The 18,325-nt window shown below is 71.1% G+C and carries 17 protein-coding genes and 1 riboswitch; of the genes, 6 read left to right on the plus strand and 11 right to left on the minus strand.

The window, feature by feature from the left end:
* Positions 1 to 100 precede the first annotated feature (100 nt).
* The 10 genes from ACFV7Q_RS28805 to ACFV7Q_RS28850 form a co-directional block, all read right to left on the minus strand.
* Positions 101 to 955 (minus strand): thioesterase family protein, encoded by an 855-nt coding sequence (locus ACFV7Q_RS28805; protein WP_385432671.1) that lies wholly within the window; start codon positions 953 to 955, stop codon positions 101 to 103.
* Positions 956 to 1,013: 58 nt separating this feature from the next.
* Positions 1,014 to 1,670, minus strand: coding sequence for a trimeric intracellular cation channel family protein (locus tag ACFV7Q_RS28810; RefSeq protein ID WP_385432673.1), 657 nt, complete (start codon positions 1,668 to 1,670; stop codon positions 1,014 to 1,016).
* Positions 1,671 to 1,765: 95 nt separating this feature from the next.
* Positions 1,766 to 2,884 (minus strand): ABC transporter ATP-binding protein, encoded by a 1,119-nt coding sequence (locus ACFV7Q_RS28815; RefSeq protein ID WP_385432675.1) that lies wholly within the window; start codon positions 2,882 to 2,884, stop codon positions 1,766 to 1,768.
* Complete coding sequence (locus ACFV7Q_RS28820; RefSeq protein WP_385432724.1) at positions 2,881 to 3,903, minus strand: ABC transporter ATP-binding protein; 1,023 nt, start codon at positions 3,901 to 3,903, stop codon at positions 2,881 to 2,883. Before ACFV7Q_RS28820 ends, ACFV7Q_RS28815 begins: the two co-directional genes overlap by 4 nt.
* A gap of 113 nt (positions 3,904 to 4,016) precedes the next feature.
* Complete coding sequence (locus tag ACFV7Q_RS28825) at positions 4,017 to 5,018, minus strand: ABC transporter permease (protein ID WP_385432677.1); 1,002 nt, start codon at positions 5,016 to 5,018, stop codon at positions 4,017 to 4,019.
* Between the two features lie 141 nt (positions 5,019 to 5,159).
* Positions 5,160 to 6,923: an ABC transporter substrate-binding protein gene (locus tag ACFV7Q_RS28830; protein ID WP_385432679.1), complete on the minus strand. Its 1,764-nt coding sequence runs from the start codon at positions 6,921 to 6,923 to the stop codon at positions 5,160 to 5,162.
* A gap of 41 nt (positions 6,924 to 6,964) precedes the next feature.
* Positions 6,965 to 7,957 carry an ABC transporter permease gene (locus ACFV7Q_RS28835; RefSeq protein ID WP_385432681.1) on the minus strand — a complete coding sequence of 331 codons (993 nt, stop codon included), beginning with the start codon at positions 7,955 to 7,957 and terminating at the stop codon, positions 6,965 to 6,967.
* Between the two features lie 629 nt (positions 7,958 to 8,586).
* Complete coding sequence (locus ACFV7Q_RS28840; protein WP_385432683.1) at positions 8,587 to 9,327, minus strand: enhanced serine sensitivity protein SseB C-terminal domain-containing protein; 741 nt, start codon at positions 9,325 to 9,327, stop codon at positions 8,587 to 8,589.
* Positions 9,328 to 9,400: 73 nt separating this feature from the next.
* A complete protein-coding gene (locus ACFV7Q_RS28845; RefSeq protein ID WP_385432684.1) occupies positions 9,401 to 10,135 on the minus strand; it encodes an enhanced serine sensitivity protein SseB in 735 nt (244 codons plus the stop codon).
* A gap of 56 nt (positions 10,136 to 10,191) precedes the next feature.
* Complete coding sequence (locus ACFV7Q_RS28850; RefSeq protein WP_385432686.1) at positions 10,192 to 10,857, minus strand: ATP-binding protein; 666 nt, start codon at positions 10,855 to 10,857, stop codon at positions 10,192 to 10,194.
* Positions 10,858 to 11,101: 244 nt separating this feature from the next.
* Positions 11,102 to 11,205, plus strand: a riboswitch (glycine riboswitch).
* Between the two features lie 183 nt (positions 11,206 to 11,388).
* On the opposite strand from ACFV7Q_RS28850, the gene gcvT reads away from it, so the two are divergent.
* From gcvT to ACFV7Q_RS28880, 6 genes are all read left to right on the plus strand, one after another.
* Positions 11,389 to 12,504 carry a glycine cleavage system aminomethyltransferase GcvT gene (gcvT, locus tag ACFV7Q_RS28855; RefSeq protein ID WP_385432688.1) on the plus strand — a complete coding sequence of 372 codons (1,116 nt, stop codon included), beginning with the start codon at positions 11,389 to 11,391 and terminating at the stop codon, positions 12,502 to 12,504.
* A 90-nt stretch (positions 12,505 to 12,594) separates the two neighbouring features.
* Positions 12,595 to 12,975 (plus strand): glycine cleavage system protein GcvH, encoded by a 381-nt coding sequence (gcvH, locus tag ACFV7Q_RS28860; protein ID WP_385432690.1) that lies wholly within the window; start codon positions 12,595 to 12,597, stop codon positions 12,973 to 12,975.
* Positions 12,976 to 12,994: 19 nt separating this feature from the next.
* Positions 12,995 to 14,251, plus strand: coding sequence for a serine hydroxymethyltransferase (gene glyA, locus ACFV7Q_RS28865; RefSeq protein ID WP_385432692.1), 1,257 nt, complete (start codon positions 12,995 to 12,997; stop codon positions 14,249 to 14,251).
* A gap of 294 nt (positions 14,252 to 14,545) precedes the next feature.
* Positions 14,546 to 15,928 carry an L-serine ammonia-lyase gene (locus ACFV7Q_RS28870; RefSeq protein ID WP_385432694.1) on the plus strand — a complete coding sequence of 461 codons (1,383 nt, stop codon included), beginning with the start codon at positions 14,546 to 14,548 and terminating at the stop codon, positions 15,926 to 15,928.
* Positions 15,929 to 16,246: 318 nt separating this feature from the next.
* On the plus strand, positions 16,247 to 16,573 hold the full coding sequence (locus tag ACFV7Q_RS28875; RefSeq protein ID WP_385432696.1) for a hypothetical protein: 327 nt from the start codon (positions 16,247 to 16,249) through the stop codon (positions 16,571 to 16,573).
* 222 nt (positions 16,574 to 16,795) lie between these two features.
* Positions 16,796 to 17,326, plus strand: coding sequence for a hypothetical protein (locus ACFV7Q_RS28880; protein ID WP_385432698.1), 531 nt, complete (start codon positions 16,796 to 16,798; stop codon positions 17,324 to 17,326).
* 88 nt (positions 17,327 to 17,414) lie between these two features.
* Here ACFV7Q_RS28880 and ACFV7Q_RS28885 read toward each other — a convergent pair whose 3' ends face one another.
* A complete protein-coding gene (locus ACFV7Q_RS28885; RefSeq protein ID WP_385432700.1) occupies positions 17,415 to 18,170 on the minus strand; it encodes a flavodoxin family protein in 756 nt (251 codons plus the stop codon).
* Positions 18,171 to 18,325: the final 155 nt, after the last annotated feature.

An 18,325-nucleotide genomic window follows, 5' to 3' on the forward strand; every position in this document is an offset into this window, starting at 1 on the left:
CCCCCTCTGCGGGGGCCGGGACCGGGGCCGGCGCGGGGGCCGGGACGCAGCACCGCAGCGTCGTCCCGCCGGAGGGCCGCCCGAGCGGCGTGCCGTCGCGTCAGGAGCGCGGGGCGCGGGCCAGTTGGCGGGACTGCGCGACGAGGCGGTCCTCGGAGTCCCAGACCTCGGCGTCCTCCTCCAGGAAGCCGCCGGCCAGGTTCCGCGTGGTGATCGCGATCCGCAGCGGGCCGGGCGCCGGGCGGCGCCGGATGTGCGTGGTCAGCTCCACCGTCGGGCTCCAGCCCATCAGGCCCAGGTCGAAGCAGGTCGGCGGGAGGGCGTCGACCGCGAGCAGCAGGGAGAGCGGGTCCGCGTCCCGGCCGTCGGCCAGCTCGAACCAGGCCCGCATCTCGCCCTTGCCGGAGGGCGCGCCGAGCGCCCAGCCGGCGGTCGCCGGGTCCAGGCGCAGCCGGAGCCGGTCGACGATGGCGGTGCTGCCGGGGATGGGGGCGGGGCCGGCCTCCGGGCCGAGGCAGGCCTCGTACGGCGGGATCTGCGGCGGGAGGGCCGTGGTGCGGACGTCGTCCGGCAGGGAGGCGAGGTCGCCGTAGGAGGCGACGACGCGGATCCGCTCGACCTCGGCGCCGTTCTCGTCGAACTGGAACAGGGAGGCCTGGCCGGTGGACAGGGTGCGGCCGACCCTGACGACCTCGGTGCGGATCACGGCGGGGCCGGGCTCGGAGGAGGTGAGGTAGTGGGCGGAGACGCTGAAGGGGTCCGGGTGCGGCAGGGCCGCCGACAGGGCCCGGCCGACCAGGGCCAGCAGGTAGCCGCCGTTGACGGCAGTGATGATCGTCCATCCGGCGGAGAGCTCCGCGTCGTACACCCCGGGCTCGCCCGCACGCTCGGTGATGGTGGTGTCGCGGTCGAACTCGCTGTCGCCGATGGAGGCCTGGGCTGCTGCGTATGCCATGGGTTCGAGCCTACAGCGCGAGGCTACTAAGCGGTAGCTTTTCGAGGTGACGTGCAGATCACGGCTCTTCGGAGACCGCGGACCGGCGGTTCCAGGCCAGCGGGGCCCGCCAGTGGAACTGCATCGCGAGGAGCCGCAGCACGAAGGTGGTGACGATCGCGACGGCCGTCGTCAGCGCGTTGAGGACGCCGAAGCCGATGGAGACGGCCACCATCGCGGCACCGACCGTGGCGGGCACGGCGTACATCTCGCGGTCGCGCAGCAGCGAGGGCACCTCGTTGGCGAGCACGTCGCGCAGGACGCCGCCGCCGACGGCCGTGGCCAGGCCCAGCGCGGCTGACGCGGTCAGCCCGAGGCCGTACTCGTACGCCTTCGTCGTGCCGGTGACGCAGAAGAGGGCGAGGCCGGCGGCGTCGAAGACGTTGATGGCGCGGTTGATCCGCTGCACCTCGGGGTGCAGGAAGAAGACGATGGCCGCGGCGATCAGCGGGGTGACGAAGAAGCTGAGCTCGCCGAAGGCGGCCGGCGGGACGGCGCCGATCACGAGGTCGCGGAAGAGACCGCCGCCCAGCGCGGTCACCTCGGCGAGGACGGCGATGCCGAAGACGTCGAAGTTCTTGCGTACGGCGAGCAGGGCGCCCGCGGTCGCGAAGACGAAGATGCCCGCGAGGTCCAGGGCGTGCTGGACACCGGGCGGGAAGAGATCGTGGAGCACCGCCCCATTGTCACTGGGAATGACCGGTGGCCCGGTCACCGACCGCTACTCGGTGACCGGACCACCGGACGTATCGTGCCCGTGCGGGCCGGGGCCTACTCCGAGACCTTGGCCAGCGCCTCCGCGGCACCCGGCAGGGCGGGGTCGCCCGGCGCCTGGTCGGGTCCGTTCTCGGGGTGGTGGCAGGCCACCTGGTGGCCGGCGGCCAGCACGGCCATCGGCGGCTCCTGCACGGCGCAGATCTGCGTGGCCTTCCAGCAGCGGGTGTGGAAGCGGCAGCCGCTCGGCGGGGAGATCGGCGAGGGCACGTCACCCTTGAGCAGGATGCGGCCGTTCTTCGCACCGCGCCGGCGCGGGTCCGGCACCGGCACCGCCGACAGCAGCGCCTTGGTGTACGGGTGCATCGGGTTCTCGTAGAGCGAGGTCCGGTCGGCCAGCTCCACGATCTTGCCGAGGTACATCACGGCGATGCGGTCGGAGACGTGCCGGATGACCGACAGGTCGTGCGCGATGATCACGTACGTGAGGCCGAGCTCCTCCTGGAGGTCGTCCAGCAGGTTGACCACCTGGGCCTGGATCGAGACGTCCAGCGCCGAGACCGGCTCGTCGGCGACGACCAGTTTCGGCTTCAGGGCCAGGGCCCGGGCGATGCCGATGCGCTGGCGCTGGCCGCCGGAGAACTCGTGCGGGTAGCGGTTGTAGTGCTCGGGGTTGAGGCCCACCAGCGACAGCAGCCGCTGCACCTCCGCCTTGAGGCCGCCCTCCGGCTCCACGCCCTGGAGCTTGAAGGGGGCGCTGACGATGGTGCCCACCGTGTGCCGCGGGTTCAGCGAGCCGTACGGGTCCTGGAAGATCATCTGCACGTCGCGGCGCAGCGGACGCATCCCGGCGACCCCGAGGTGCGTGATGTCGCGCCCCTCGAACTCGACCGTACCGCCCGTCGGCTCCAGCAGCCGGGTGATCAGCCGGCCCATCGTCGACTTGCCGCAACCGGACTCGCCGACCACGCCGAGCGTCTCACCGCGCCGGACCTCGAAGTCGATCCCGTCGACGGCCTTGACGGCCGCGACCTGGCGGCGCAGCAGCCCCTTGTTGATGGGGAAGTGCTTGACCAGGCCGGTCACCTTCAGCAGCGGCTCCCCGGCCGGCGCCTGCGCGGGCACGCCGGACGCGTCCGCCGCGGGCCCGTCCGCCTTCTTCTTCATGTCGGTCACAGCTTCGGCGCAATCTCTTCGGTCCAGATCCGGGTCCGCTCCTCCTGCGACATGTGGCAGGCGGACCAGTGCCCGCCGCCGTCCTCGGTCAGCTCGGGCCGCCGGGTGCGGGTGATGCCGCCCTTGGGGACGTCGGCGTACGGGCAGCGCGGGTTGAAGGCGCAGCCGCTCGGGATGTTGATGAGGCTGGGCGGGGAGCCCTTGACCGGGATGAGGCGCTCGGTCTGCTCGCGGTCGATGCGCGGCATGGAGCCGAGCAGCCCCCAGGTGTAGGGGTGGCGGGGCTCGTAGAACACCTTCTCGGCGGTGCCGCGCTCGACGCACCGACCGCCGTACATCACGAGGATGTCGTCGGCCATCTCGGCGACCACGCCCAGGTCGTGCGTGATCATGATGACCGCGGAGCCGAACTCCTTCTGCAGGTCGCGGATCAGGTCGAGGATCTGCGCCTGGACGGTGACGTCCAGGGCGGTGGTCGGCTCGTCCGCGATGAGCAGCTCGGGGTTGTTGACCAGCGCCATCGCGATCATCGCGCGCTGGCGCATGCCGCCGGAGAACTCGTGCGGGTAGGCGTCCACGCGCCGGTGGGGCTCGGGGATGCCGACCCGGTCGAGCATCTCGACGGCGCGCCGCCGGGCGGTCTTCTTGTCCACGTCGTGGTGGGTGCGGTACGCCTCGACGATCTGCTTGCCGACCGTGTAGTAGGGGTGCATCGCGGACAGCGGGTCCTGGAAGACCATCGCCATCTTGCGCCCGCGCAGCTTGCGCACGTGGTCGGCGTCCGCCTTGACGAGGTCCTCGCCGTCGAGGACGACCTCGCCGGAGATGTGCGGGCGGCTGCGCGCGTTGCCGGTGCGGTGCAGGCCCATGATGGCCAGCGAGGTCACCGACTTGCCGGAGCCGGACTCGCCGACGATGCCGAGGGTCTTGCCGCGCTCCAGGTCGAAGGAGAGCCCGTCGACGGACTTGACCAGGCCGTCGTCGGTCGGGAAGTGGACCTTGAGGTCGCGTACGGACAGGAAGGCGCCGCTGCCGCGGGGCCCGGCCTGCTCGGGGACGAACGCGGGCCCGTCGGCGAGGGCCTCGCCCGCGCCGGAGCCGGCCGCGGAGCCGGAGGGGGGGTGGTTCTCGGTCACGTCAGCCTCACGCGCGGGTCGATGACGGCGTACAGCAGGTCCACGATCAGGTTGGCCATCACCACGAAGAGCGCGGCGAGCAGGGTGACCCCCATGATCACGGGGAGGTCGCCCTGGCCGATGGCGGCGACGGCCGCCGTCCCCAGACCCTGGAAGTTGAAGGTCGTCTCGGTGAGCACCGCGCCGCCGAGGAGTCCGCCGAGGTCGAGGCCGAACATCGTGACGATCGGGGTGAGGGTGGAACGCAGGGCGTGCTTGCGGATGACCACGCCCTCCTTGAGGCCCTTGGCCCGGGCGGTGCGGATGTAGTCCTCGCCGAGGACCTCCAGCATCGTGGCGCGGGTGATGCGGGCGTAGGTGGCGGCGAAGAGGAAGGCCAGGGTGACCCACGGCAGGATGAGGGCGTTGAGCCAGGCCCCGGGGTCCTCCGTGAGGGGTTTGTAGTTGGACACGTCCAGCCAGCCGAGGCTGTAGACGAAGATCGCGGGGGCCACCATGCCGGTGAAGAAGATGGGGAGGGAGACGCCCGCGAGGGCGCCGACCATGACGGTGCGGTCGATGGCGGTGCGGCGCTTGAGCGCCGAGACCACGCCGGTGGCCACACCGGCGAGCACCCAGATGACCGCCGCGCCGACGGCGAGCGAGAGGGTGACCGGCATGCGGTCGACCATGGTCTCCCAGACGGGCGCCTCGGTCTTGAACGAGTAGCCGAAGCAGGGCGCCTCGCAGTGGGTGATCTCGGTGCCGCCGTCGTAGTCGCGGCCGACGAAGATGCCCTTGACGAAGGTCAGGTACTGCTCGGAGATGGGCTTGTCGAAGCCCATCTTCACGCGGATGCCCGCCAGGGCGGTCTCGTTGGTCTCGCGGCCGGCGTACATGAGGGCCGGATCGCTGCCCGTGAGCTTCGGGACCGCGAAGAAGATGCCGAAGGTGACCACGGAGACCACCAGCAGCGTGGCGACGACGTTGAACAGTCGCCGTATGAGGTAGACGAGCACTGCAGTCGGCCGCCCGGGGCGGGCGGCCGCCGTCCCTCGTGGGGACGGCAGCCGCCGCCTGCGGCCTTCACCTGCCCTTCGGACTAGCGCATGTGCGGTGAAGGCACTTGCCTGTTGTTACGTGACGACTCGACTACCGGATCACTTGCCGACGCCGATGACGGCGAGGTCGATCTTGCCCATGGAGTCGTTGAAGTAGACGTTCGTCAGACGCGGGTTGTGGTAGACGAAGGCCTTGTCGAAGTTGATGGGAAGGTAGAGGGCCTTCTCCATGACCTTCTTGTTGATGTCCGTGTAGAACGGGGCGGCGGCTTCCGGCGTGGCGGCGGCAGCGGCCTTGTCGAACAGCCCGTTGATCTCCGGGTCGTTCAGCTCGGTGTAGTTGTTGTTGCCGTTCGGCAGGATGAACGATCCGTCGACCAGCGGCTGCAGGAAGCCCGAGCCGGAGTTGTAGTCGGCGCCCCAGCCCATGACGATGATGCCGTAGCCCTTCTTCTTCACGTTCTCGGGCGAACCGATCGTGGAGGAGGAGAGCTTGCCGTCGTACTGGTCGATCGTGGCCTTGATGCCGACCTTGGCGAGCGAGGCCTGCAGGGACTCGGCCGTCTTCACCTCGGGGGCGCGGTTGTTGCGGACGGCGATGGTGGTCTCGAAGCCGTCCGGCTTGCCGCAGGCCTTCAGGGCCTCCTTGGCCTTGTCCTCCTGCGGCTGGCCCTTCGTCAGGCCGAACGGGTCGAAGGACTTGTCGGAGCCGGGGATGCCGGGCGGCAGCATGTTGGCGCCGAGGTCACCGCTGGTCGGGCCGCCGCGGGCGGTCTGCAGGGACTTCGGGTCGGCCGCGTAGATGACGGCCTTGCGGCACTCGATGTTGTCGAACGGCGCGACGGTCTGCGGGAAGGCGAAGTAGCGGATGTAGCCCGTGAACGGGTTGTCCGCGTTCTTCTTGAGGTTCTCGTCCTTGAGGATCTTGTTCTTCGCGGCCTGCTGCACACCGGTGCCGTCGACGGCGAGGTCGATGTCACCGGAGAGCAGGCGGGCGTCCATGTCGTCCGGGTTGGTCGTCACCGTGAAGGTGACCTTGTCCGGCAGGCCCGTGCGGATGGTGTCCGTCTTCGGGTCCCAGTTCTCGTTGCGGACGAAGGTGGCGCCCTTGCCGGCGGTGAAGCTCTCGACCTTGTACGGGCCGGTGGCGATCGGCTTGTTGGTGTACGTGGCACCGGTGTCCTTGGCCGCCGGGACCGGCGAGGAGGACGGCATGGCCAGCAGGTAGCTGAAGTCGGAGTTGGCGCTCGCCAGGTTGAAGACGATCGTCTTGTCGTCCGGCGTCTCGACGGACTTCAGACCCATCTTGTTGGGGTCGGTGTCCTTGTACGGGCCGGGGTACTTCTGGCCCTGGTCGAGCAGGTCGATCAGGTAGGTGGGACCGCCGGACAGCACGTCCTGCGCGAAGACGCGCTCGATGCCGTACTTGATGTCCTTCGAGGTGATCGGCGTGCCGTCCTCGAACTTCACGCCGTCCTTGAGCTTGACGGTGTACGTCTTGCCGTCGTTGCTGAGGACGGGCAGGGCCTCGGCGAGGTCCGGGACCAGCTTGGTGCCCGCCTCACCCGGCTTGCTGTCGTACGCCAGCAGCTGGCGGACGTAGAGGCGCTGCATGTTCCACACGAAGCCGTAGTAGGCACGCGCCGGGTCGAGGTAGTCGACGTCCTGCGGCGACCAGAGCTTGAGCTCGCCGCCCTTCTCCGTGGACGGGTTCACGATGCCGGTGGTGGCGGCGTTGAAGGCGGCGTTGCCCCCGCCCTTCCCCTCGGTCTTCTTCTCGCCGTCGTTGCCGCCGCACGCGGCGGTCAGCGACAGCGCGGCGATCACGGCGGTGATCGCGAGGGCCTGCTTTCTGCGGATCACGTTGGTCCAACCTCCAGAGGTGGGTGAATCGGTGGAGCGGTTCAGCTGCCCTTGGGGTCGAGTGCGTCACGCAGCCCGTCCCCGAAGAGGTTGAACGCCAGGACGGTGATGAAGATCGTCATACCCGGGACCACCATGTACATGGGGTCGTCCTGGTAGATGGGGACGGCGTCGGAGAGCATCTTTCCCCAGGACGCGGTCGGCGGCTTGACGCCGGCGCCGAGGAAGCTGAGAGCCGCCTCCGTCAGGATGTTGGTCGGAATGATCAGCGTCGCGTAGACCAGGATCGGCGCGACCAGGTTCGGCAGCAGTTCCTTGATCAGGATGTAGCCGCGGCCTGCGCCGAGGCTGCGTGCCGCCTCCACGTACTCGCGCTCGCGGAGGGAGATCGTCTGCCCGCGGACGATGCGGCCGATGTACGGCCACCCGAAGAAGCCGATCACGACGATCAGCACGCCCATCCGGACGCCCGAACCCTCGAACCCCCAGAGGGAGTTGGGGACGACGGACACCAGCGCGATGGTGAACAGCAGCTGCGGGAAGGCCAGCAGCAGGTCCATCAGGCGGCTGATGACGCCGTCCACCCAGCCGCCGAGGAACCCGGCGAGGGCGCCGAGCAGGCTGCCGATGGCGACCGAGACGAAGGCGGCCAGGAAGGCGACGACCAGCGAGATGCGGGCGCCGTAGACGATCCGGCTGAACACGTCGCGCCCGTTGGTGGGTTCGACGCCCAGCAGGAAGTCGGAGCTGATGCCTCCCCAGGAGCCGATCGGCGTGCCGAGGTCCGGGTCGATCATGTCCTCGTGGAACTCGTTGGGCGGGTGGCCCAGCAGGCTCACGATCTGCGGCGCGAAGACCGCCACGAGGATCAGGAAGATCACGACCACGCCGCCGGTCAGCGCGACCTTGTCGCGCTTGAGCCGCATCCAGGCGATACGGCCGGGCGAGCGGCCTTCGATGGCCTTCGCAGGGACGTCGGCTACGGCCACGGGTGCGGTGGGTTCCGCGCTCGTGTCATGCAGTGGTGCCGTCATCGTGGTGGGGACCCCTCTCGGCCGACGGGTTGCCGGCCCATGCCCGCCGCTGTGGCGGCGTTGGTGCGGAGTGGCGCTCTTGTGCGTGGTGACACGCAGGACTGTGCCGAGGTGCAGGGAAGTGCGGGAGGTGCGGTGGTGCTCGGTGCGTGTCCGGGCGTGCCCGGTGCGGTGCAGGTGCGGTGCAGGTGGCAGTGCGGGTGCGGTACTGGTGCGGTGCAGTGCGGTGCAGGAGCGGTGCGGGTGCCGTGCGGGAAGCCGTGCGGAAGTGCGCGAAAAGCGGTGCGGAACGACGAGCGACGTGCAGGGAGCCGAACCGTTTCCCCGGGGACCCAGCGGCTCTTGGGTGGGGAGTCTTCAACGGCGCTGCGATCAGCCGCCAGACCCGCAGATGAATGGATGCGCAACCGTGATGTGAGGGTCGGGTTCCCGTTATCCGGACTGCCGTGTCGGCTCAGCGGAGCAACACCGTCCGTTCGGTGCGCAATCGGACAACGCGCCCAACTCGCGGTAGGAGTACGCCTTTTGGACCCGCATCAGCGAAGAAATCCGGACAAGAAGAAGGCCGCGGGGAACGGTTGGTTCCCCGCGGCCGGAGCGTCGCGCGACGCGGTCGTCTCAGCTGGCGGTCAGTAGGCCGGAGCCTGTCCCTCTCGGTCGTAGAACGGCCGCGTCTGTGACCGGAGCCACATCGCGACGGGGTCGTGCTCGTCGGCCAGCGCCACCGTGCACACCGGCACGCCCTCGGGCACCGCACCGACGGACTGGCGCATCATCTCCCGTACGGACTCCAGCGCGGGCGCGGAGGCGTCGTACAGGTCGAGCCCGACCGCGAGGTACGGCGAACCCAGTGCGGGCTGCACCCAGGCGCGCCGCAGCGAGCGGACGGCCGGCGTGCGGTGCGCGTGCTGGGTCAGCAGCCCGTAGAACTGCGGGAGCTCCAGGGCGGGCTCGGACAGCCGCAGCGGCCCCGCCGGCATCCGGTCCAGGCCGGTGGCGATCCGGCGCAGGTCCGCCCAGGGGATGCCGAGGCCGCCCCCTTGGGCGTGCGGATTCAGCCACAGCCCCCAGCGGTCGGGATAGAGGGCGCGCGCGATGTCCCGGCCGGTGACCACTTCGTAGCCGCGGTTCCAGCCGCTGGCCGCCAGTTCCTGCGGGGAGGTGACGCAGGGCGCGTATCCGATGCCCTCCAGCTCCATGCCGCCGTACTGGGCGTCCGGTGAACCGGGGCTGCCCTGCCAGAGCAGCATCCACAGCCGACCCTCGGCGAGGGCCTGCAGAAGTGACTCGTAGCTCTCGTAGCGCCCGGGAGTCACCTGTCGCATGATGTGCTCGACCTGCCCGGCCGCGGCAGTGCCTGACGCACTCACCGGTACCCCTCCTCGTCCGCACGCGTGTCCAGGCCACCCGTGCGGCCAGGAGATGAGACCAGCTTAAGCGCCGCTAGGGCACGTAGAAGGGGCTTACGCGCGTAAGGATGAAGTCGACCACCGGGTCCTCCGCCGCGTCCAGCAGGACCAGCTGCACCGGCCAGGGCGCCGGAACCCGTGCCAGGGCCCGGGCGAGGGCCTCGCGCGGCGCGTTCTGCGCGGCGGGGTCCCGCCTCGACAGGCGGACGCCGATGCACAGTTCCGGGTCGCCGCCCTCGACGCTGGCGAGGCAGCGGTGGGCGGCCACGACCAGGCCGGTGGTGCGGAACTCCTCGGCCGCGGCGGTCAGGAAGTCCACCGGGTCGTCCTGCCAGTCGGGCTCGTAGAGCCGGACGCGGCCACCGGTGGCGGGTCCGTCGAGCTCGGTCCGGCCGATCCGGCACAGCTGGGCGACGGCGGGCGGGGGCAGCGGTACGCCGACGGTGCCCTCCGGGTTCACGGCGATGCCCAGTTGGGGGGGCAGGCCGCGGGCGAACTCGACGGCGGGGGCCACGGCGAAGTCCATGCCTGGGCCGACGCAGGCGCGGAACTGGTCCTCGGAGCTGTAGACGGGCACGTACGCCGCCCCGCCGATCTCCATGGTGGGCAGGGTGAGGGAGGGGCTGTCCGGGCCGCCTCCGCCGGGCAGCGGCACCCAGACCCGACTCCGGCCCAGCACCTCGACGATCCTCGGGCCGGCGTCGGGCACGCCCAGGGCCGCCCCGAGCACCTGCTCCAGCTCGTTCTCCGGCCAGCCGCCGCCGTGCATCTCCGCCTCCGCTCGTCGCGCCGTGTACCGGCAGAGGGTAGCCGCCCGGGCGGGGCTCAGGCCCGCCCGGGCTCCGCGGGGCGGAAGGATATGCGGGTCAGCCGAGCGGCGGCGGCCCGGTCCAGCAGCACCACCGAGGTGCAGCCCGGCGGCAGCGGGCCCGACTCCGCTGCGCGCACCAGCCGGCCCACCGCGGCCCGGTGCCGGGCGAAGGCGTACGCCGACACGCCACGACCCCGCTCCATCTGTCCGGAAAGGGCCTCCTGCGGGGTGGCGTCCAGGATCAGCAGGTGCAGGGCCCGGCCGCGGCGCCGCGCCGTCGCCGCCAGCAGCCCCCGCACCCAGCGCTGCGTACCGCAGTCGTGGACGACGGCCGAGGCGCCGGATCGCAGGACCCGCCACAGCCCCCAGTAGTGCGCGATCCGCACCAGCGGGCGGTAGACGGCGTACGGGAGCCCCGCGGGCATGCGCCGCTCCCAGTGCTCGCGCACGTCCTGGGAGTCGATGCCGCCGCCCTCGGCGGCCCGCTTGATCAGCGTGCTCTTGCCGCCGCCGGGCAGACCGGAGACCACGACGATGTCCCCCTCGGCGAAGCCGAGCCGGCGCGGCCCGCGGTCCCCCAGGCCGCGCAGGTCGCTCACCGGCCCGCGGTGCGTGCGCGCCCGCTGCGCAGGTACCCCGTCCGCGGTCCCGGCGGTCGCCAGGACTCCGAATCTCCGCACAAGATCGCCTCCCCCGAATCGGGCCTCGCGGACCCCATGCCCATTGAGTGTAAAGAGACGGTAATCCGACGGCGCCGGTTCCGGCCGGGCCGTCCGGCCACCGGACGCGGTCCGCGACCGTACACCGTCCGGCACGGCCGCTCCGTGAGGTAGCGAATGACACAGTCTTTCGGGCCCGCCCACCCGATCCGCGGTGGGGCGTGCAATGATGTGCGCCATCTGGACCAACTGCATACCGGCCGCTTGAATCCGCGCGGGAGAGTCCCGACGGGCCGCGAGGCCGCGTCCGGGCGCCGAAGGAGCAAGTACCTCCCTTGAATCTCTCAGGCCCCGTACCGCGTGGATGAGGCAGATCTGAAAAGCGAGTCGCGCCCTTCCCGTCCCCCATGGCGGACCGGGGCGTGCTCCACCCAAGGTGCAAGTCGGCGGTTCCCGTTCCCGCGGGACTCTCGGCGAACCTCTCAGGTTCCGATGACAGATGGGGAGGAACGTCCTCGTCATGTCATGCCCTGGGACCCGGGAGCCACACCCATGAGCACTGCCCCCCGCCTGACCGCCCTCGATGCGCTGCACCGCTCGCTCGGTGCGACCATGACCGACTTCGCGGGCTGGGACATGCCGCTGCGGTACGGCAGCGAGCGCGACGAACACAACGCCGTGCGCACCAAGGCCGGCCTCTTCGACCTCTCCCACATGGGCGAGATCACGGTGACCGGTCCGGAGGCCGTGAAGCTCCTGGACTACGCCCTGGTCGGCAACATTTCGACCGTCGGCGTCGGCCGCGCCCGCTACACGCACATCTGCCAGGAGGACGGCGGGATCCTCGACGACCTGATCGTCTACCGCCTGGCCGAGACCGAGTACATGGTCGTCGCCAACGCCTCCAACGCCCAGGTCGTCCTCGACGCCCTCACCGAGCGCGCCGCCGGCTTCGACGCCGGGGTCCGCGACGACCGCGACGCGTACGCGCTGATCGCCGTCCAGGGCCCGGAGTCCCCCGGGATCCTGGCCTCCCTCACCGACGCCGACCTGGACGGCCTGAAGTACTACGCGGGCCTGCCGGGCACCGTCGCCGGCGTGCCCGCGCTGATCGCGCGGACGGGCTACACCGGCGAGGACGGCTTCGAGCTGTTCGTCTCCCCCGAGCACGCCGTGGAGCTGTGGCAGGCGCTGAGCAAGGCCGGCGAGGGCGCCGGGCTGGTGCCCTGCGGCCTGTCCTGCCGCGACACGCTGCGCCTGGAAGCGGGCATGCCGCTGTACGGGCACGAGCTGACCACCTCCCTCACCCCGTTCGACGCGGGTCTGGGCCGGGTCGTGAAGTTCGAGAAGGAGGGCGAATTCGTGGGGCGCGCAGCCCTGGAGGCCGCCGCCGAGCGCGCCGCCACCAACCCGCCGCGCAAGCTGGTCGGCCTGGTCGCCGAGGGCCGCCGCGTCCCGCGCGCCGGGTTCCCGGTCGTGGCCGGCGGCGAGGTGATCGGCGAGGTCACCTCCGGTGCCCCCTCCCCGACCCTCGGCAAGCCGATCGCCATGGCGTACGTGGACGCCGCGCACGCCGCGCCCGGCACCTCCGGCGTCGGCGTGGACATCCGCGGTACGCATGAGCCGTACGAGGTCGTCGCCCTGCCCTTCTACAAGCGGCAGAAGTAGCGCCCGTACGCCGGCTGCCGCCGGCCGAGGCGTCTCACCACGCAAGACCACCGTTCGTTCGCACTCCCCCGCATCCAGGAGAATCAGGTCATGAGCAACCCCCAGCAGCTGCGTTTCAGCAAGGAGCACGAGTGGCTGTCGGCCGCCGAGGACGGCGTCGCCACGGTCGGCATCACGGAGTTCGCGGCCAACGCGCTCGGTGACGTCGTCTACGCCCAGCTCCCCGAGGTCGGCGACACGGTGACCGCGGGCGAGACCTGCGGCGAGCTGGAGTCGACCAAGTCGGTCAGCGACCTGTACTCCCCCGTCACCGGCGAGGTCGTCGAGGCGAACCAGGACGTCGTGGACGACCCGAGCCTCGTGAACAGCGCTCCGTTCGAGGGCGGCTGGCTGTTCAAGGTCCGCGTCGCGGAGGAGCCGGCCGACCTGCTCTCCGCCGACGAGTACGACCAGCTCACCTCCGGTAAGTAACTGACCACAGGGGATCCTGATGTCCGTTCTGAACACCCCTCTCCACGAGCTCGACCCGGACGTCGCCGCCGCCGTCGACGCCGAGCTCGTGCGCCAGCAGTCCACCCTGGAGATGATCGCGTCGGAGAACTTCGCTCCGGTCGCCGTCATGGAGGCCCAGGGCTCGGTCCTGACCAACAAGTACGCCGAGGGCTACCCGGGCCGCCGCTACTACGGCGGCTGCGAGCACGTCGACGTCGTCGAGCAGATCGCGATCGACCGGATCAAGGCGCTCTTCGGGGCCGAGGCCGCGAACGTCCAGCCGCACTCGGGTGCCCAGGCCAACGCCGCCGCGATGTTCGCGCTGCTGAAGCCGGGCGACACGATCATGGGCCTGAACCTGGCCCACGGCGGTCACCTGACCCACGGCATGAAGATCAACTTCTCCGGCAAGCTCTACAACGTGGTCCCCTACCACGTCGGTGAGGACGGCCAGGTCGACATGGCCGAGGTCGAGCGCCTCGCCAAGGAGACCAAGCCGCAGCTGATCGTCGCCGGCTGGTCGGCCTACCCGCGCCAGCTGGACTTCGCCGCCTTCCGCCGCATCGCGGACGAGGTCGGCGCGTACCTGATGGTCGACATGGCCCACTTCGCGGGCCTGGTCGCCGCCGGCCTCCACCCGAACCCGGTGCCGCACGCCCACGTCGTGACCACCACCACGCACAAGACCCTGGGCGGTCCGCGCGGTGGCGTGATCCTCTCCACCCAGGAACTGGCCAAGAAGATCAACTCCGCGGTCTTCCCCGGTCAGCAGGGCGGCCCGCTGGAGCACGTGATCGCCGCCAAGGCGGTCTCCTTCAAGGTGGCGGCCTCGCCCGAGTTCAAGGAGCGCCAGGAGCGCACCCTGGCCGGCGCGAAGATCATCGCCGAGCGCCTGGTCCAGGACGACGTCAAGGCCGTGGGCGTGGACGTGCTCACCGGCGGCACCGACGTGCACCTGGTCCTGGTGGACCTGCGCAACTCGGAGCTGGACGGCCAGCAGGCCGAGGACCGCCTCCACGAGATCGGCATCACGGTCAACCGCAACGCCATCCCGAACGACCCGCGGCCGCCGATGGTCACCTCGGGTCTGCGGATCGGCACGCCGGCCCTGGCCACCCGCGGCTTCGGCGCCGAGGACTTCACCGAGGTCGCCGACATCATCGCGGAGGCCCTGAAGCCGGCGTACGACGGCGAGGCCCTCAAGGTGCGCGTCTCGGCGCTCGCCGCGAAGTTCCCGCTGTACCCGTCGCTGTAGGCCAGGCTCGGGGGGCCCGGCCTTGTGTCACACAGGGCCGGGCCTTTCCCATGACCCGGGGCCCGCGGTCCGGTACGTCGGGACCGCGACAGCCCCCGTACAGACCGGCGTAACCGGCACCCCCACGAACTGACGTACGCTGATGAACCGGGCATGGGCGCCCACGAGGTGATCTTTGCCCGCAATCCCCGCAAGATCCGCCCCCTCCGTCGGCCGCCTCGTCCCGCTCCGAGACCGGTCGGACGGTCCGCTCCCCGCCACCGCGGGGGCAAGAACTCCCGGGAGTCCGCCACCGTGGCCATTTCGGTTTTCGATCTCTTTTCGATCGGCATCGGTCCGTCCAGCTCGCACACCGTGGGTCCGATGCGCGCCGCCCGCATGTTCGTCACGCGGCTGAAGAAGGACGGTGTGCTCGCGCAGACCGCCTCCGTCCGGGCCGAGCTGTACGGCTCGCTCGGCGCGACCGGACACGGCCACGGCACCCCGAAGGCGGTGCTGCTCGGCCTGGAGGGCCACTCCCCGCGCACCGTGGACGTGGAGACGGCCGACGACGAGGTGGAGCGCATCCGGCAGACCGGCCGGCTGCGCCTGCTCGGCACGGAGATAGGCAGTGCCCACGAGATCGCGTTCGACGAGCCGAGCCAGCTGATCCTGCACCGCCGCCGGGCCCTGCCGTACCACGCGAACGGCATGACCCTCTTCGCGTACGACGCCTCGGGCGCCCCGCTGCTGGAGAAGACCTACTACTCGGTCGGCGGCGGCTTCGTCGTGGACGAGGACGCGGTCGGCGAGGACCGGATCAAGCTCGACGACACCGTACTGAAGTACCCCTTCCGCTCCGGTGACGAGATGCTGCGCCTGGCCAAGGAGACGGGCCTGTCGATCTCCTCGCTGATGCTGGAGAACGAGAAGGCCTGGCGCACGGAGGAGGAGATCCGCGCGGGCCTGCTGGAGATCTGGCGGGTCATGCAGGCCTGCGTCGCGCGCGGCATGTCCCGCGAGGGCATCCTCCCGGGCGGCCTGCGGGTCAAGCGCCGCGCGGCGGCGACGGCGCGCCAGCTGCGCACCGAGGGCGACCCGATGCTGCACCGCAGCGAGTGGACGACGATCTACGCGATGGCCGTGAACGAGGAGAACGCGGCGGGCGGCCGCGTCGTGACGGCCCCGACGAACGGCGCGGCGGGCGTCCTCCCGGCCGTCCTGCACTACTACGTGAACTTCGTGCCCGGCGCCGACGAGGACGGCGTGGTCCGCTTCCTCCTCGCCGCGGGCGCGATCGGCATGCTGTTCAAGGAGAACGCCTCGATCTCCGGCGCCGAGGTCGGCTGCCAGGGCGAGGTCGGCTCCGCCTGCTCGATGGCGGCGGGCGCCCTCGCGGAGGTCCTGGGCGGCACCCCGGAGCAGGTCGAGAACGCGGCCGAGATCGGCATGGAGCACAACCTGGGCCTGACCTGCGACCCGGTCGGCGGCCTGGTCCAGATCCCGTGCATCGAGCGCAACGGCATGGCCGCGGTCAAGGCGGTCACGGCCGCGAAGATGGCGATGCGCGGGGACGGCAGCCACAAGGTCTCCCTGGACAAGGTCATCAAGACCATGAAGGAGACCGGCGCCGACATGAAGATCAAGTACAAGGAGACGGCCCGCGGCGGCCTCGCCGTCAACGTCATCGAATGCTGACCTGACCCGGTCCGCACGCGTACGAGGACCCCGGGCGCCGCTGCGCCCGGGGTCCTCGTACGTCTCCGCCCGACCGCTCCCCTCACCCTCACCCGCAGCCGCAGCCGCAGCCGCAGCCGCAGCCGCAGCAACCGTCCGGTTTTCCCGGGTGTTGAGGTTTGGCGGGGATTGATCACGCTTCAGGGCGAACCGTAGGGGCTGGGGGTGGTACGGGAGGATCCCGGTGCGCCAGGGTGATCACGTGACGTCGCGGCACATCCCCCGGCGGCCGGCCGACCGCCGTGGACCGCAGCCCTTTCCCGTACGGAGGACTTCACCATGACGAGCAACCGCAGCGCCCGCCTGATCACCGCGCTCGCCGCTCTCCCCCTCGCCGCCCTGCTCTGCTCGGGCACCGCCCGGGCCGACAGCGGAGCCGGGGCGGGGACCTCCTCGAACGCGTCCGCCGCCGAGATCGTGGGCAGCGGCGTCTTCGGCGCCAACGCGGGCAACTCTTCCACCACCCAGCAGGTGGCCACCGGCTCCGGGGCGACGAACCAGAGCAACGGCGTACAGCTGAACGGCACCGGCTCCGCCACCGTAGGACAGTCGAACGGGAACGCGCCGGCCTTCGTCGAGCCCGCGGCCGTCGAGCCCGCTCCGTAGCGGCCCGGTGCCCGCGGGGACCCGCCCTCCGGCCGGAGGGCGGGCCCGCGCCCGTTCCGCTGCACACCGCCCGATCGACTACCCCTTTTGACCCGATGACATCATGGATCGCGCATTTATGCCCATTGGGAAATTCAGGTGGTTTTGCTGCAACCATGGGCGAGCAGGAAGTGTCTCCAGCAGCGACACGGATCCCCGTCCCTACAGAACCAGGGGGACGTCATGAACCATCTCCGCCGCCGGCAGACCGTGGCCCTGGCCACGGGAGCTCTCCTCACCGCCGGACTCGCCCTCGCCGCGCCCGCCTCCACCGCCCAGCCCCCGGCCGCCGCGGCCGCCGGGCGCACCGCCACCCCGCTCGTCGTGAACGCCCGCTGGGCCGGGCACTGCGCGTACGACCGGATCGTCATCGACCTCCGGGGCCGCGTCCCCGACGTCGAGGTCACCCGCGTCCCGCGGCTGTACCGGGACGGGTCCGGCGAACCCGTCGCGCTGGCCGGGAAGCACTTCCTGCAGATCCGCCTGCACCCCGCCGAGGCGCACCTGCGCTCCGGTGAGAGCACCTACCGCGGGCCGAAGCTGGCGAAGATCGACCTGCCCGCGCTGAAGGGCTTCGCCATGACGGGCGACTTCGAGGGGTACGTCACCTTCGGCGCCGCCTTCGACGGAAGGCCGTCCTACAGGTCGTTCACGCTGCGCTCGCCCGACCGGTTCGTGCTGGACGTCGCGCACCGGAACGTGTGCTGCGGCTGACCCTCCGTCCGCTGGTGCCCGGGGCCGCCCGCCCGCGCCGCCGTCCCGGGCACCCGTCCGCCCGGTCGGGCCGCCGGGGTCCGGGGCGTCAGCGGTGTTCGGGGTTGGGGAAGTCGAAGCGGCAGCCGGCGTCCCATGCCGAGCGCTGGTTGCCGTGGGCGGGGACGCCGCCGGAGCGCTTGAGCAGGGCGGCCAGGTGCATCAGGTTCCACGACATGAACGCCGTGTTCCGGTTGGTGAAGTCGTTCTCCGGGCCGCCCGAGCCCGGGTCGAGGTACGAGGGGCCGGGCCCCGCCTCGCCGATCCAGCCGGCGTCGGCCTGTGGCGGGATGGTGTACCCGAGGTGCTGGAGGCTGTAGAGGACGTTCATGGCGCAGTGCTTCACGCCGTCCTCGTTGCCCGTGATCAGCGCCCCGCCGACGCGCCCGTAGTAGGCGTACTGGCCCTGCTCGTTCAGGAGCGACGAGCAGGCGTAGAGCCGCTCGATGACCTGCTTCATCACGGAGCTGTTGTCGCCGAGCCAGATGGGCCCGCACAGCACGAGGATGTCGGCGGCCATGATCTGGCTGTACAGGACGGGCCACTGGTCGGTTTCCCACCCGTGCTCGGTCATGTCCGGCCAGACCCCGGTGGCGATGTCGTGGTCGACGGCGCGGATCAGCGAGGTCCGGGCGCCGGCCGCCTCCATGACCGCGCGGCTCCGCACGATCAGGCCTTCCGTGTTGCTGGTCTCCGGCGAGCGCTTGAGCGTGCAGTTGACGTAGACGGCGGTGAGGTCGGAGTAGTCGAACGCCCCGGCGTTCGCCCCCGGCTGCGGTGTTGCGGTGTCGTGTTCGTCGGCCACCTTCCCAGCCTGCGGGCCAGCCGGGCCGTCCGGCGACCGGAAGGCGCCCGTCCGGGGGCGCCCGTCCGGGGGCCGCCCCTCCCGGCCGCCCACTGCGCGCTCCCCGGCGGCGCCGGTTGGAGCACAGGAACGGAAGGGCGCCGCAGCACGCGCCG

It is taken from the genome of Streptomyces sp. NPDC059851, from assembly GCF_042732005.1.
Taxonomy (GTDB): domain Bacteria; phylum Actinomycetota; class Actinomycetes; order Streptomycetales; family Streptomycetaceae; genus Streptomyces.

Excerpts from the sequence above, each read along its gene's own strand:
- ACFV7Q_RS28805 (WP_385432671.1), bottom strand. The coding sequence starts at position 955 with ATGGCATACGCAGCAGCCCAGGCCTCCATCGGCGACAGCGAGTTCGAC.
- ACFV7Q_RS28835 (WP_385432681.1), bottom strand. The coding sequence starts at position 7,957 with ATGACGGCACCACTGCATGACACGAGCGCGGAACCCACCGCACCCGTG.
- ACFV7Q_RS28845 (WP_385432684.1), bottom strand. The coding sequence starts at position 10,135 with ATGCACGGCGGCGGCTGGCCGGAGAACGAGCTGGAGCAGGTGCTCGGG.
- gcvT (WP_385432688.1), top strand. The coding sequence starts at position 11,389 with ATGAGCACTGCCCCCCGCCTGACCGCCCTCGATGCGCTGCACCGCTCG.
- gcvH (WP_385432690.1), top strand. The coding sequence starts at position 12,595 with ATGAGCAACCCCCAGCAGCTGCGTTTCAGCAAGGAGCACGAGTGGCTG.
- glyA (WP_385432692.1), top strand. The coding sequence starts at position 12,995 with ATGTCCGTTCTGAACACCCCTCTCCACGAGCTCGACCCGGACGTCGCC.
- ACFV7Q_RS28875 (WP_385432696.1), top strand. The coding sequence starts at position 16,247 with ATGACGAGCAACCGCAGCGCCCGCCTGATCACCGCGCTCGCCGCTCTC.
- ACFV7Q_RS28880 (WP_385432698.1), top strand. The coding sequence starts at position 16,796 with ATGAACCATCTCCGCCGCCGGCAGACCGTGGCCCTGGCCACGGGAGCT.